The sequence below is a fragment of the Mycobacterium sp. TH-M103 genome (assembly GCF_057473785.1).
On the sequence record NZ_JBYCLG010000214.1, the window covers coordinates 1 to 13,288 of the forward strand.

The following is a 13,288-nucleotide window of genomic DNA, read 5'->3' on the forward strand; positions in this document are numbered from 1 at the left end:
GGCCAGCGCGGCGTCGGACAGCCCGCTGGTGATGTGGACGATGTCGGAGATGCCGAGCTCGGCGATGAGTTTGTGGGTGGGGCCGTTGGGCTCCACCTTGGCGACCAGCCGCAGCTCGAGGTCGCGGTCCACGCGCAACCTGGCCACCGCGTGCAGCAGGGTGCGAACCCCCTTCAGCGGGGTGTCGGCGCTGGCGATGGCGATGACCCGCCCGGGCCGCCGCGGGGCCGATCCCGGTTTGAACAGGTCGGTGTTCACCCCGAGCGGCACCGTGTGCAGTTGCTCGGGGGCCACGCCGAAGTCGGTGACGATGTCCGCCGCCGACGACGACGAGACGGTCAGCAGGTCCGGGATCTGGCGCGACACCTCCTGCTGCATGTCCAAAAAGCCGTACCAACGACGCACCAGGGGTTTGCGCCACCAGCGCGCGGCGGCCAGGTCGAGCACGCGGTCGCGGGTGATCGGGTGGTGCACGGTGGCCACCACCGGCAAACCCGACTCGGCGATCCTGAGCAGCCCGGTGCCTAGGCTCTGGTTGTCGTGGACGAGGTCGAAATCGTTCACCCGGTCGGCCAGCAGCCGGGCCGCCCGCAGGGTGAACGTCCGCGGTTCGGGAAAGCCGGCCGTCCACACGGTGAGCAGTTCGAGCAGGTCGATCGAGCTCCGGATCTCGCTGGGACGGGGCACCCGGAACGGGTCGGGTTCGCGGTATAAGTCCAGGCTGGGCACCTTGGTCAGCCGCACCCGCGGATCGAGCAGCTCGGGATAGGGCTGGCCGGAGAACACCTCGACCTCATGCCCGAGGTCGACCAATCCGCGGCTCAGATGGCGCACATAGACGCCCTGTCCGCCGCAATGGTCCTTACTGCGATAGGACAGCAGGGCAATTCGCATACTCAACTCTTATCCGCCGCTGGAATACCACGGACGGGCAGCCCCCACTCCATCGCCATCAACGCACCCGATAACCCCACGACAGCAAACTGGACATGTGTCCAGACTATAGTTCGAACAGCTAAACGACGCAACGCGTACCCGGGACGACGCCGAGGCGGCCGCCGCTGCGCGCGTTCAGAGTTTGCCCGCGACGAAGTCCGCGGCTTGGTTGGGCATGCCGGCCTTGATGTATGCCCCCGCGAGGTGTTGCGGCCAGTTGTCGTTCCAGGTGTGCGGGTCGGCCGGGTTGCAGATGGGGTCGTCCCCGTGGCACAGCTCGATGGTCCTGTCGCCGTACGCCGGGCTCAAGTTCGTGAACGGGCCGATCCATTGGGTCCCGTTGCCGAACAAGGCGACGGCGGCGACGTGCTGGCCGGCGTCCGGCGGGAGCGGGTCGTCGAAGCCGAACGCGGAGAAAGGCACCGCGAGCACTACGTCGGTGACGGCCGCGCCGAGCGAATAGCCGCCCAGCACCAGCCTGGTGTTCGGGCAGTTGTCGACCATGTACCGGACGTGCTTGCTCATGTCGTTGGCGCCGACGGCCACCTCGGTGTTGGCGGGATAGTTCACGGCGTACACGCCGACGTCCTTGCCGGTTTTCGACCTGAGCGCGTCGACGAACGCGTTGCCGACGGCGCCCGTCCCAGGCGGTTCCAGACGTCCGCGGGCGAACACCACCTGCACCGGGGGGCAACCTGCCGCGGCGGCCGGCCAGGCGGCGCCCGGCGCCCCGGACGGCAGCACGATCGCAGCCGACATCAGCGCCGCCGCGAGCGCGACGACCGACCGACGGGCGAGCCGGATACCCATAACAGAATTCAAAACGATGCGCGGCCAGCCCACAAGCCGTAGCGCGCACTCCGCGCCGTCGCGGGCGTCGGTTTCGGCCCGCCCGGCGGTCCAGCGGGCTTTGTTACCATCGCGCGATGCACGATTCGGCCGCCCCGCGCGGACCGGACGACGCGCGCTCGTTCTCACGACGCGACGTCCTCAAGCTCGCCGTCACACCGGTCCTACTGGGCGCGGGTGCGGCCGCCGCCACGCTGCACGCGCCGGCCGCGTCGGCCGGCGATGTCAAGCTGATCGACTTCGCCGAGCGGCGGATCGCGCCGGAGGAAATCAAGGCGGCGGGTTATAACGGCGTGGTCAACTACGTCTCCGAGCAGCGGCCCGGCGCGCACTTCGAGGCCAAACCGTTGACCCGCGGGTACGCGGACGCGTTGCGCGCGGTGGGCCTGCACATCGTCAGCAACTACCAATACGGCAAGCCCGCTTGGCCAGGGGCGCCTTCGGACTTCACCCGCGGCTACGACGGCGGCGTGGCCGACGCGCAGACCGCCCTGCAGCTGCACACCGCGGCGGGCGGGCCTCCGTCGGCGCCGATCTTCTTCAGCGTCGACGAAGACATCGACTCGAGCACCTGGAACGATGTGGCGCTCAACTGGTTTCACGGACTCAACTCGGTGCTGGGCGTCGGCCGCACCGGCGTCTACGGCAGCTACCCGGTCTGCGGCTGGGCGATCCGGGACGGGGTGATCGGCAGTTCGAGCACCGCGGGGCACCGGTGGGCCTGGCAGACGAAGGCATGGTCGCACGGGCAACGCGAACCCATGGCGGTGCTCTATCAGGCCGTGGTCAACAGCCCGTCGAGTCCGGGTCCGCTGCTGGGCGGGATCAACGTCGATGTCGACGACGTCCTCGCAGCCGATTACGGCCAATGGGATCTCGGCCGCTGACGGTCGCGACTCACTTGGAGTTCAGGGCGCTGCCCTTGCGCCACTGGTCCCAGCCGAGCGTCCAGTCGCCGTTCTGCGCCAGGGTCAACGAGGGCCCGCCGGTGTTGCGGACCTCGACCACATCGCCCGGCACGGAGAAGTCGTAGAACCATTTCGCGTTGTCGGCGTTGAGGTTCAGGCATCCGTGTGAGGTGTCGCGGTGCCCTTGGGCCCACACGGTCGCGTTGAGCTGGTGCAGATAGATTCCGTCGATGCTGATCTTGGTTGCGTAGTGGATGGTCTCGCGGTAGCCCAGCCGGGAATTCTTGGGCAGCCCGAACGTCGAGGAGTCCATGATGACCGGGTTGCCCTTGCCGAGCACGGTGTAGATCCCGGGGGGCGTCCACAGATAGATGGTCTTGCCCCCGACGTCTTCGGTGCCGCCCATCCCCATGCTGGTGGGCATCGTGCGGACCAGCTTGCCGTTGTCGTAGACGCTGACCTGTTTGGTGGCATCGTCGGCGATGGACACGTGGGCGTCGCCGATCCGGAACGACACCCGCTCGTCCTCCTGCCCGAAGATGCCGTTGCCCATGGCGATTCCGTAGATGTCGGCCTTGGCGGTGACCGTCGTCCCCGGTGCGTAGTAGTGCTCCGGCCGCCAATGGGCGTTCTGGCCGTCGACCCAGAACCACGACCCCTTGACCGGCGGGTCGGTGGTGACCGTCAGATGCCGCTCGGCGGTGGCCCGATCGGCGATCTGCTCGTCGAAGTGGGCGACGACGACCGTCCCGACACCGTAGGTGGCGCCCTCCTGCAGGGGCGCCTCCGAGGTCAGCTCGAAGTAAACCTTGGTCTGGTTGGAGGGACGCAGCGTCGAGAACGACGACACCTGCGTGGCGTCGACCCCGTCGGATCCGCGGGCGGTGACGGTGAGTGTGTAAGTGCGCCCGTACCCCAGGGGGACCGTGGGCTTCCAGGCGACGTCGTCGGGGGTCATGACCCCCGGGATCGGCTTGCCGGCGTCGTTGACCATGCGCACCTCGGTCAGCCTGCCCGCGTCCGCTTTGACCATCACGTGCCCGACCGGGTCGACGTCGCGGGCGTCGTCACGCGGTGTGATGCTCACCCGCGCCGGTTCGGCGGGCTTCACGGAGGCCTCGTGGCGCGTGCAGCCCCCGCTCGGGCAGCCCGCCGGCGACGAGGTGAGCTGCACCGCGCCCACGACCGCGACCGCGACGAACACGGCAAGCATGAATCGGCGCGGCCAGTCGATGCCGAGAATGCGGCGAACGAGCTGTTCGCTGTTTTCGGATGTCATGGGCTGCCGAATCCTTGCTGGTCTTGGTCACCGGGTCATGCCGACACCCGCCGCCGAGGTCGTCCATCAGGTATCCCCGGACGTGCATTCCGAAACCGGTCCCGGCTTCGCGCCCGACGACGAGCTCGCCGAATTGTATTGGGTCCGACCGGATGTTTTCACCACGCGACGCGCCGCGTTTTCCCGCGGGGCGGCCGGGGTATCAGCCCGCGATAACTTCCTTGTGGCTGGCCGAACGCGCCGAACCTCTACCACGGGGCGTGCGGCTGGCCGAACAGGCACAGTTCGACCCGATGCCGTTCCTGGACTCGCTGGTCGTGGAGCTGGGCAGCCGCGGCGGGCGGCTGGTCGAGCACGCCCGGGTGCGGCGGGTGTCCGTGCGCAGGCGGGGCGTGCGTGTCCAGTCCTCAACTACGCGCGGCATAAGTTCGAGCTCACCGCGGACCGGCTGGTGCTGGCCACGGAATCCCGATCCTGGACCGCGGCGGATATTTCGAGCTGGAGGGGCCCGCCACCAGCGGGCTGACCGCCTCGGCCTGAGTGGGTCCCGGCGCTCAGCCCGTCTTCTGGTACACCAGCCAACGCAGGTCGATCGGGGAATCCTCGGGCTCGACGTCGAACACGTCCAGGCCCCGCGCCCACCCCTCGAACCACCCTGTGGGCGGCCAGGCGGTTCCGGGCAGATGGGTCTTCTCGAATTCGTAGGCGGGGTCGTCGGCGACGAGTTCGAGGGGGAGCCCGGCCGTCGCGGTCACCACCTCGTCGCGGGTGAAGATCATGGTGTTGCACTGCTGGCCCATTTCCCGCGCCGCGTCGTCGGGGGTGTAGCCCGCACGCGCCAGAAAGGTGTTGAGCACCAGGCGCCCGCCGGGCGCCAGGAGCCGGGCGGACAGTTCGAACACCTCACGCAGCTGGGACAGCGTCCGGAAGTCGGGAACCACCTCCGAGACGATGATCAGCTGATACTGCGAGTCGACATCCTCCATGGCCGCGAAGACGTTCTGCTGGATCACGCGTATGCCCAGCGATTCCTTGTCGGCCTCGATGCGGATGATCTCGGCGAACTTGGGCGTCATCTCGACCGCGTCCACCGGGTGACCGCGTCGCGCCAGCGCCAGGGAGTTGCGCCCGGTTCCCGCGCCGAGGTCGAGCACCCGGCACGCCGCCGGATCGGCTGCTTCGCCGGCCAGCGCCCACACCCGCGCGTCGGGTTCGCTGCCGAACAGCGGCGCCGGGCGGGTCTCGACCCAGTGGTCGTAGTCGGCTTCGAGCGTCCACCATTCGGCTTTGACGCGGTAGTTCAGCGTCGTGCCGAAGGGGCTGTGAAAGGTGACGACGACGTTCGAGCGGGGCGAGGCCCGGTAGCCCTTCGCCAGCTCGGCTTCCAGCACACTCCTGAGCTGAGCGGACTGTTCTGCCGTGTACTCCACGCCCACCCCGGCGAACAGCTGTCCGCACATGCGGACGTACTCGTCGATCAGGGCGGGCACGGCCGGCAGGCTGAGCCGGCCCTCGGCGACCGCTCGGCGATGCAGCCGCCGCGCCACCGCGTCCCGCAGCAAGGGCGGATCGAACGATCGGGGATTCGGCTCCTCCACGAGACTCTTCTACAGGACCGGGTGCGCGATCGCACACCGGGGCGGCAGCAAGCCGCCCGGCATCGCCGGGGCCGGCCTGCGCATCCTCGAAACCGCAGTTCTCCGGGGTCGGCGGCCTGCCGCCGGGTGCCGCGGGGAGCAATTGCGTAGGCTGGAGCCACCTGGTTGAGCCGACAGCCCCCATCCACGTGACCGTGCCCCTGCGCCGGACCACGACATGCACTGCCTAACGGCAAGAGAGTCGGCACCCGATGCTGTTCAAGGAAACACGCGTCGTGAACGACGCGGAGATTCACCCCTCTCCCCCCGACGTCCGCGCTCACCTGGCCGAAGAGATCACCCTCGACCTCGGCGGATCGCTGAACCTGCGCCGCAGCGCGCTGCGCCTGATCACCCTCATCGAGGCCAGGCTGGCCGACTGGGCGATGGTGGTCATGCCCGACGGTCGCACCGGCGAGCTCGTCGCGGTTGGCGCCGCCGACTCCGGCGGGGTCGTCTTGCGGCGGGCCACGCTCGAAGGCCTGCCGCTGGGCCGCATCCTGCACACGGGCCGCACCGAACAGCTCGTGGGCAGCGAGCTCTCGGGCCTGGTCCCCATCCAGCCGTTCCACGCGTCGGCGATGGACCTCACCCCGGCCGAGGTGCTCGGGCTGGGACTCACCGCCCGCGGCGGCACGTTCGGTGCGCTGGTGCTGCTGCGGCGGGCCAACGCGGGATTCGATCCCGACGACGTCGCGTTCGCCGAACTCGTCGCCGGCCGCGCCGCGCTGGCTTTGGACTCGGCCCGGCTGTATGAGGACCAGGCCAGGATCGCGTCGGTGCTGCAGCAGAACCTGCGGCGACCGAGCCTGCCCGAGATCCCGGGTGTCCGCGTGGCCGCCCGCTACCGCGCCGCGGCCGAACACCTCGACGTGGGCGGCGATTTCTACGAGGTCAGCGGTCGCGACGACGACTGGCTCATCGCCATCGGCGACGTGTGCGGCAAGGGCGTGGAAGCGGCGGCGTTGACCGGATGCGCCCGCCAAAGCCTGCGCACCGCAGCGTATTTCGATCGGCGCCCGGCGGCGGTGCTCGCCGCCCTGAACAGCGTGCTGGACGAATCGATTTCGATGCCGTTCGTGACAGTGCTGTGCACGCGGGTGCGGCCGAACCCGGACGGGACGCACGCCGACGTCGAATTGGCCACTGCGGGACACCCGGCGCCGATCATCGTGCGCGCCGACGGCGGGGTCGAGCAGGCCGAGGTCTATGGGACCGCGGCCGGAGTGGTGAGCGAGATGGCATACGGCGCCGTGTCGCTGAGGCTGCACCGGGGCGACACGATGCTGTTGTTCACCGACGGGATCGATGAGGCACGCGGCGACGACGGCCAGTACGGGACGGAGCGGCTGCACGCGCTCCTGCCCACCTACGCCGGGGCGTCACCCGAAATCATCTGCGAGGCGGTCGAACAGGACGTGATCGAGTATCTCGACGGCCGCCGCCACGATGACATGGCATTGCTCGCGGTCACATGCGGCAGGTGACGGTCGCGTCAGACGCGTTGCAGCAGTATGAAACTGCCGTGGCCGCCGATGACAGGGCCGCGGTGCTCGCGCTCGTGGAAGCCCTTCTCGAGCAGGGAGCCGCGCCGCTGGACATCCTCACCGGGCTGGTCGTGAGCGCCCAGCGCGAGATCGGCCGACGGTGGCAGCGGGGGGAGTGGTCGGTCGCACAGGAGCACGCAGCCACGGCGATGGCCATGGCCGCCACCGAGATCGTGGCGCGCCGGATAGCGCAGGTCCCCGTGCGACGCGGCCACGTGATCGTCGCCTGCGCCGAGCGGGAGTGGCATTCCCTGCCGGCCACGATCATCGGCTGCGCGCTGCGCGCTGACGGTTGGCAGACAACGCAACTCGGGCCGGCCACCACGCCGCAGCGAGTCAGCCAGTACGTCCAGGACCTCGGCCCCGAAGCCGTCGCGGTCAGCTGTTCGATGCTGGGGGCGGTCCCGACCACCCGACGACTCATCGAGGCCGCCACCTCGGCCGGGGTCCCGGTGGTCGTCGGCGGCGCCGCATTCGGCGACGACGGTCTGCGCGCGACCGCGTTGGGAGCGACAGCATGGGCGGCCGACGCCCGCAGCGCGGTGGAGGCGGTGGACAACCTGCCGCTCTCGGTACCGCCCGTGGCACCGCTGCCGGGGGCGCCGGCCCAGGAACAGGCCGCTCTGGAGCTGAATCATCAGCGCCTCGTCGACGGGCTGCGTCGCGGGTGGGCCATCACCTCGGATCGCCGGCACGCCGGCTCGTCGGCCGCGCTGCGTGCGGTGGCCCGCGACGCGCTCCCACAAACCCTGCACGCCGTGTCGGCGGCCCTGCTCACCGGTGATCCACGGCCGGTGTCGCAGACGGCGGCCTGGTTGGCCGACCTGCTCGCCCACCGCGGCGTCCAATCCGTTCCCGCCGTCGCCGACCTGACCGGGGCGCTGGCCGACACGCTGCGCGACTACCCGTTGAGTCTGGACCTGATCCGTCGCCACTTCGCCACCGGCTGAGGTCGGGCGGGCCCGCCTAGAGTTGTCTCCATGGCCGCCGCCGATCCGACGACCCGCACGGGCCGCGCCCCGGCGCGGATGCAAGTCGACAGCCTGTGCCGCTACCCGGTGAAGTCGATGCTCGGCGAGTCCGTGGACCGGCTGTTCGTCGACGAGCGAGGCGCCGATGGGGACCGGCGGCTGGCCCTTCTCGATGCCGCGACGGGGCACGTGGCCAGCGCCAAGCAGGCCCGGCTCTGGCGCGGGCTCCTGCAATGCACCGCCCGCGGCGACGCCGGGGGAGTGAGCATCGTCTTTCCCGACGGGACTCGCGTCGCGGCCGACGATCCGCAGGCGGACGAACTGCTGTCGCGGCTGTTGGGCCGGGCGGTCCGGCTCATCAGCCGGCGCGACCCCGGCGCGACGGTGGAACGCCCTGACCCCGAGAAATTGCTCGCCCTGGGGCTGGACGCCGAGGTCGAGGGCATCGTCCTCGAGATCGGCAAGGCGACCCCGGGGGAGTCGTTCACCGACGATGCGCCGTTGCACGCGATCACCACCGCGACGTTGGCGCACATCGGTGTCGAGGCGCTGCGTTACCGGCCGAATGTGGTGATCGCAACGCCACCGGGCTACCGGCCTTATGCCGAAAATGATTGGGCCGGATCGGAGTTGACGGTCGGTGCGGCGCGGTTGCGGGTCATCGAGGCAACACCGCGCTGCGTGGTTCCCACGCTCGAGCACGGACCGCTCCCACTCGCCCCCCAGGCGCTTCGCACTCCGGGAGCCGAGAATCGGGTTCGGACAAGCGGTTCGGAAGCTCAGCGGCCCTGTGCGGGGGCATACCTCGAGGTCGTCGAGCCCGGCGTCCTCGTCCCCGGCGACGCGGTGGTACGGACGGGCTGACACCAGGAGATGTTCGCCTCCGGAATTTTCGGTATCCCCAGCCTCGAATTCGCGTGAATTTCCCCAGCGTCGACTCTCTGCGACGATACCGCCAATGGGGTCGGCAAAACGCCGCGGACATACGAAACTCTTTGAATTCCTGACTGTGCGGCGCACTCCGGCCGACTGTAGCGTCAACGCCAACAACGGAAAGGACCGATTGACATGACTTCGCCTCGCGGGCTGATCGCGCTGGCCGTTCCGGTGATAATCGGCGCTGTTCTGATGCCCGGTGCCGCGGTCGCTGCCGCCGATGCCGCCGACGACGCATTCCTGTCCAGAATGCAGACACTCGGCTTCACATGGCCCAACGGGGAGGACTCCGCAATAGTGGCGTTGGGACGCAAAATCTGCGCCGACCGGACGGCCGGCAAAACTCCGGACGAAATCGCCGATCACATCCATTCCACCCTCGGCCCGGAAATCGTCACGTTCCCCGACGTCACGTCGATGGTAAGTGCCGCAGAATCAAACTATTGCCCAGAGTAACTGTTTTGGGTTGACCGATTCAGCGCGTTCCACGGTCGGCGCACCCGCGGCGCCGGTCGCCGGCGGTGACATCTGCGGAGACGATAAGTTCATCGCCCAGCCACCTGCCGGTCACCTTTCTTCGCCCAGGTCCGCGGCCCGGTCCCCACGGTGCGCCCGGCCGAGCCGACCGACTCGGCAAATACGGCGACCACCGTCCAGGGCAACCCCTACCGTGTTAAATCCGTTGCACGTAGTGCAGCCCGAAATTACAGCAAAGTTACGCCGGGGTGGGATGGGTCACATACACGCCGCGCTCAGGAACCCGACTGTGTACCATTTGTTAACTCGGAAGAAAGGAGTGTGCTCCGATGATTTTACTGCGCCGGTTGACCGCACTCTGCGCGCCTGTATTCGTCGGCATTGCGCTACTGCCGAATCCTGCGCCGGCGCAGGCCGACGCCGCCGCCGATGATTCCGAGGACACGTTCCTGACGCAGATGCACCGACTGGGCTTCACGTGGCCGGTGGGCGAGGATGCCGCCATCGTTGCCCTGGGTAAGCAGATCTGCGCCGACCGCAAGGACGGCAAAACACCGGATTCCATCAGCCAGGACATCCATTCCGCTCTGGGCTCCAGAACCATCACGTTTCCCGACGTCACGTCGATGGTAAGTGCCGCAGAATCAAATTACTGCCCAGAGTAATCATCCTCGCCCGCAACGAAATTCGCGGGCGCGCCTACACGGTCAAGACACTGGGGTCCCGCGGTTGCGTGTCGCGCAGGTCCTTCTCGATGATGGCGAGTCCCGCGCGAAGTTCCGCGTTTCCCTGATCGAGGTAGCTGGCAGCGTACGCGATCTCGCCGCCGTCGCGGTTCTGCACGCCCACGACGCAGTGCCGCAGCCCAACGCGGTAGTTGTCGATCGCCTGCTGCAACGCGATGTTCAGTTCGGGGTCTGGGCTGGGCAGGTGGCGCTGGGCACCGGCGACGGAGGCGTCGGCGCTCCGGCAGGCCGCCCCCGTCGCGGTGACGTCGCCGGCGGCCGCGGCGGCGGTAACCGCGCGCCGGGCAACGATCAGCTCATCGATCGACGGCTCGGCCTGCGTCAGCCACCCCTGCAGCTGCCCGCCCGGCTGGGACGACGTCAACGGCTCCGCCACTCCGGTCGCGGGCGCGGCCGACGCCGCCCGCGGTGACGCCGGGTTCGCATTCGACAGGCTGTAGTGCGCCCAACCCGACAGCACCCCGATGACCACCACCAACACGGCGCCACTCGCCGCCGCGATCAGCTCCTGGCGGTGGTAGCTGGCCGGCTTGGCCGACACACCGTCACCGCCGTGGTGTCGGGAACGCACCGGCGCGCGGTGACGGCTGGTCGTGGCCATGGTGGGCCTTCCTGAGGGCGATGGGGCAAGTTCTGACGCTGATATTTCCCTTTTGGCACGATTGCAAACGAGAGCCGTCGGACACGCACGCGCGTGCCTTAGGGACCGCGATGAGGAGTCCGAAGGCCCTAGAAGCGGTGTCGGGGTCGCCGGCCGACCAGCGGACCACGCAAAGCCGTCGCGATGCTCGGCGGCTACCAAGTACACGGAGGTCGACTTCGTCGCCGGCCGCCCCGGCCTGTCGCTGATGCGCTGCCACCAGCAGATTCACTGGACTACGGGTCGATGACGCTGTTCAACACGGCGTGACGGCCGCGGCGCCCCGTCAGGGGGCGGTGGGGGACCGGTGCACCGGGCCGTGCGATTCCTCGCAGTGCGGTGCAGGCGCGGACTGATCGCGCTCGGCGTCGCCGCCGCCGGCATGATCGAGCTGCAGGGTGGTGTGGTGGATGCCGTGCTCCTCGTCGAGCAGCCGTGCCAGGTCGACGCGGACGGAGTGGCAATCCATCCCGTCTTCGACCAACACGTGCGCGGACAGGGCGGGGGAACCCGAGGTGATCTCCCAGATGTGCAGGTCGTGCACTTCGACCACCGCGTCGCAGTCGGCCATGGCCCGGCCGACCGCGGCCGGGTCGAGATCCTTCGGCGCGGCCTCCATGAAGACCCGCACGGAGGCGGCGATGAGACCGAATCCGGCCCGCGCCATCAAGGCGACCACGATCAGGGTGGCGATGGCGTCCGCCCGCCAGAACTGGGTCAGCAACATGATCACGCCGGCGATCGCGGTGGCGACGAATGCGAACAGGTCGTTGAGGATGTGCTGGAACGCGCCCTCGACGTTGAGGCTGGTGCGGTTGGCGCGACTGATCATCAACGTCGCCGCCACGTTCACCCCGATACCGACGAGCGCGGTGATCAGGACCAGGCTGCCGGTGACCTGGGGCGGATGGATGAGACGGCGGATCGCCTCGTCGGCCAACCAGGCCGCCAACAGCAACAGCGTCAAACCGTTCACCTGCGCCGACAAGATCTCGGCCCGCTTCCACCCGTAGGTCATGAACCCCGCCGCGGGACGCGCCGCCAGCCGAATCGTGTACAGCGCCAACGCGATCGAGCCGGCGTCGGTGAGCATGTGCGCGGCATCGGAGATCAGAGCCAGCGACCGCGCGATCAGGCCCATCGCGACCTCGCCGACCATGTAGGCCACGATCACCAGCAGTGCGCCCAGCAGCCAGCGCCGATCGCTGTTCGCCGAGGCATGCCCGTGCGCGTGCGAATGGCTCGCGCTCACCGACCCGCTCCCACCGCGATCACACCGAGTAACTTATGCACACACCCTTATGCGTGCAACTTCAGGCGACCCGGTTAGGGACCAAAGCCTCCTGCTCAAATCCGCGGCGCGGCCTAAGATAAATGGCATCCGCTTGACCGTCCGAGAACGGGCTTCAGGAAAAGAACATCCGAATGTCAGCTCAACAATTCGGAATCGTGGTAGGTGTCGACGGGTCACCGTCGTCTACCGTGGCGGTCGAGTGGGCGGCGCGGGATGCCGAGATCCGCGACGTGCCCCTACATCTGGTCCACGTCGTGGCGCCAGCGGTCACTCCCATCGAACCGTGGGTCGACCCATCTTCGCCGTCGAGCTTTCCGCGGCATCAGGAACAGCAGGCGCGCCGGATCGTCGAGGAGGCTCGCGGGGTCGCCGTCGCGGCGACGTCGTCCGACCGCGCATCGCAGATCACCGGGGAGGTGCTCTACGCGCCGGTGGTTTCCGCGCTGGTCGACCTGTCCGGGCGAGCCGAGATGATAGTGGTGGGTTGCCGGGGCCAGGGCGCGGTGACCCATTTCCTGCTGGGCTCGGTCAGCTCCGGACTGGTCCACCACGCCCACTGCCCGGTCGGCGTGATCCACGACGAGGAACCGCACACCTCACCGCCCTCCCGGGCGCCGGTGGTGGTGGGCATCCACGGGTCGCCTGCCTCGGAGTTGGCCACCGCGATCGCGTTCGACGAGGCGTCGCGCCGCAGCGTGGGCTTGGTTGCGCTGCACGCCTGGAACGACATGGGGCCGCTTGACTTCGCGAGTATGAACTGGGCACCTATCGAGTGGCGCAACATCGAGGTCCGTGAGGAAGAGGCTCTGGCCGAACGGCTTTGCGGTTGGCGGGAGCGTTACCCCGATGTCGACGTGCACCAGGTCGTCGTGTGCGACCGGCCGACACCGCGGCTGCTCGAGCAGGCATCGACCGCCCAGCTTGTGGTCGTCGGCAGCCACGACCACACCGCGCTGCCCGGTATGCTGCTCGGTTCGGTGAGCCGGACGGTGGTCAACGCCGCCCAGATTCCGGTGATCGTCGCCCGCACGCCTCGTCCGGGCGCGCACACAACCGAAAGCCGATGAA

Annotated in this window: 13 protein-coding genes and 2 pseudogenes; 9 read left to right on the forward strand and 6 right to left on the reverse strand. The window is 68.8% G+C overall.

Going from position 1 to position 13,288, the window contains the following annotated elements:
- The coding region (manT, locus tag AC2VOR_RS12190) for an MMP alpha-(1->4)-mannosyltransferase (RefSeq protein WP_486963863.1) at positions 1-894 on the reverse strand (894 nt) is incomplete at its 3' end.
- Positions 895-1,071: 177 nt separating this feature from the next.
- Entirely contained in the window at positions 1,072-1,746 is a 675-nt protein-coding gene (locus AC2VOR_RS12195) for a cutinase family protein (RefSeq protein WP_486963864.1), read from the reverse strand.
- Positions 1,747-1,862: 116 nt separating this feature from the next.
- On the opposite strand from AC2VOR_RS12195, the gene AC2VOR_RS12200 reads away from it, so the two are divergent.
- Entirely contained in the window at positions 1,863-2,672 is an 810-nt protein-coding gene (locus tag AC2VOR_RS12200) for a DUF1906 domain-containing protein (protein ID WP_486963865.1), read from the forward strand.
- Positions 2,673-2,682: 10 nt separating this feature from the next.
- Here the strand turns inward: AC2VOR_RS12200 and AC2VOR_RS12205 are convergent, their stop codons facing one another.
- On the reverse strand, positions 2,683-3,972 hold the full coding sequence (locus tag AC2VOR_RS12205; protein ID WP_369738666.1) for a L,D-transpeptidase: 1,290 nt from the start codon (positions 3,970-3,972) through the stop codon (positions 2,683-2,685).
- Between the two features lie 257 nt (positions 3,973-4,229).
- Here AC2VOR_RS12205 and AC2VOR_RS12210 point away from each other — a divergent pair.
- Positions 4,230-4,491: pseudogene (locus AC2VOR_RS12210) on the forward strand (FAD-dependent oxidoreductase); the annotation flags it as partial.
- Between the two features lie 35 nt (positions 4,492-4,526).
- On the opposite strand, the gene AC2VOR_RS12215 reads toward AC2VOR_RS12210, so the two are convergent.
- On the reverse strand, positions 4,527-5,570 hold the full coding sequence (locus AC2VOR_RS12215; protein ID WP_369738667.1) for a class I SAM-dependent methyltransferase: 1,044 nt from the start codon (positions 5,568-5,570) through the stop codon (positions 4,527-4,529).
- A 275-nt stretch (positions 5,571-5,845) separates the two neighbouring features.
- Between AC2VOR_RS12215 and AC2VOR_RS12220 the strand changes: the two genes are divergently transcribed.
- From AC2VOR_RS12220 to AC2VOR_RS12240, 5 genes are all read left to right on the forward strand, one after another.
- The gene (locus AC2VOR_RS12220; protein WP_486963866.1) at positions 5,846-7,096 is read left to right on the forward strand and encodes a PP2C family protein-serine/threonine phosphatase; all 1,251 of its coding nucleotides are present in this window, start codon (positions 5,846-5,848) and stop codon (positions 7,094-7,096) included.
- Complete coding sequence (locus AC2VOR_RS12225; RefSeq protein ID WP_369738669.1) at positions 7,084-8,106, forward strand: cobalamin B12-binding domain-containing protein; 1,023 nt, start codon at positions 7,084-7,086, stop codon at positions 8,104-8,106. Before AC2VOR_RS12220 ends, AC2VOR_RS12225 begins: the two co-directional genes overlap by 13 nt.
- A gap of 30 nt (positions 8,107-8,136) precedes the next feature.
- Complete coding sequence (locus AC2VOR_RS12230; protein WP_369738670.1) at positions 8,137-8,991, forward strand: MOSC domain-containing protein; 855 nt, start codon at positions 8,137-8,139, stop codon at positions 8,989-8,991.
- A gap of 204 nt (positions 8,992-9,195) precedes the next feature.
- Positions 9,196-9,519, forward strand: a complete 324-nt coding sequence (locus AC2VOR_RS12235) for a DUF732 domain-containing protein (RefSeq protein ID WP_369738671.1) — start codon at positions 9,196-9,198, stop codon at positions 9,517-9,519.
- Between the two features lie 350 nt (positions 9,520-9,869).
- The gene (locus AC2VOR_RS12240; RefSeq protein ID WP_369738672.1) at positions 9,870-10,205 is read left to right on the forward strand and encodes a DUF732 domain-containing protein; all 336 of its coding nucleotides are present in this window, start codon (positions 9,870-9,872) and stop codon (positions 10,203-10,205) included.
- Between the two features lie 34 nt (positions 10,206-10,239).
- On the opposite strand, the gene AC2VOR_RS12245 is transcribed toward AC2VOR_RS12240, so the two are convergent.
- Positions 10,240-10,887, reverse strand: coding sequence for a hypothetical protein (locus AC2VOR_RS12245; protein ID WP_369738673.1), 648 nt, complete (start codon positions 10,885-10,887; stop codon positions 10,240-10,242).
- A gap of 153 nt (positions 10,888-11,040) precedes the next feature.
- On the opposite strand from AC2VOR_RS12245, the pseudogene AC2VOR_RS12250 reads away from it, so the two are divergent.
- A pseudogene (locus tag AC2VOR_RS12250) lies at positions 11,041-11,196 on the forward strand (multicopper oxidase domain-containing protein); the annotation flags it as partial.
- A gap of 16 nt (positions 11,197-11,212) precedes the next feature.
- Here the strand turns inward: AC2VOR_RS12250 and AC2VOR_RS12255 are convergent.
- Positions 11,213-12,178, reverse strand: a complete 966-nt coding sequence (locus AC2VOR_RS12255; RefSeq protein WP_369738674.1) for a cation diffusion facilitator family transporter — start codon at positions 12,176-12,178, stop codon at positions 11,213-11,215.
- Positions 12,179-12,351: 173 nt separating this feature from the next.
- Here AC2VOR_RS12255 and AC2VOR_RS12260 point away from each other — a divergent pair, with 173 nt between their 5' ends.
- Entirely contained in the window at positions 12,352-13,287 is a 936-nt protein-coding gene (locus tag AC2VOR_RS12260) for a universal stress protein (RefSeq protein WP_369738675.1), read from the forward strand.
- Position 13,288: the final 1 nt, after the last annotated feature.

Coding starts and splice junctions, on each gene's coding strand:
- AC2VOR_RS12230 (WP_369738670.1), top strand. CDS start 8,137: ATGGCCGCCGCCGATCCGACGACCCGCACGGGCCGCGCCCCGGCGCGG.
- AC2VOR_RS12195 (WP_486963864.1), bottom strand. CDS start 1,746: ATGGGTATCCGGCTCGCCCGTCGGTCGGTCGTCGCGCTCGCGGCGGCG.
- AC2VOR_RS12245 (WP_369738673.1), bottom strand. CDS start 10,887: ATGGCCACGACCAGCCGTCACCGCGCGCCGGTGCGTTCCCGACACCAC.
- AC2VOR_RS12240 (WP_369738672.1), top strand. CDS start 9,870: ATGATTTTACTGCGCCGGTTGACCGCACTCTGCGCGCCTGTATTCGTC.
- AC2VOR_RS12225 (WP_369738669.1), top strand. CDS start 7,084: ATGCGGCAGGTGACGGTCGCGTCAGACGCGTTGCAGCAGTATGAAACT.
- AC2VOR_RS12200 (WP_486963865.1), top strand. CDS start 1,863: ATGCACGATTCGGCCGCCCCGCGCGGACCGGACGACGCGCGCTCGTTC.
- AC2VOR_RS12235 (WP_369738671.1), top strand. CDS start 9,196: ATGACTTCGCCTCGCGGGCTGATCGCGCTGGCCGTTCCGGTGATAATC.
- AC2VOR_RS12260 (WP_369738675.1), top strand. CDS start 12,352: ATGTCAGCTCAACAATTCGGAATCGTGGTAGGTGTCGACGGGTCACCG.
- AC2VOR_RS12205 (WP_369738666.1), bottom strand. CDS start 3,972: ATGACATCCGAAAACAGCGAACAGCTCGTTCGCCGCATTCTCGGCATC.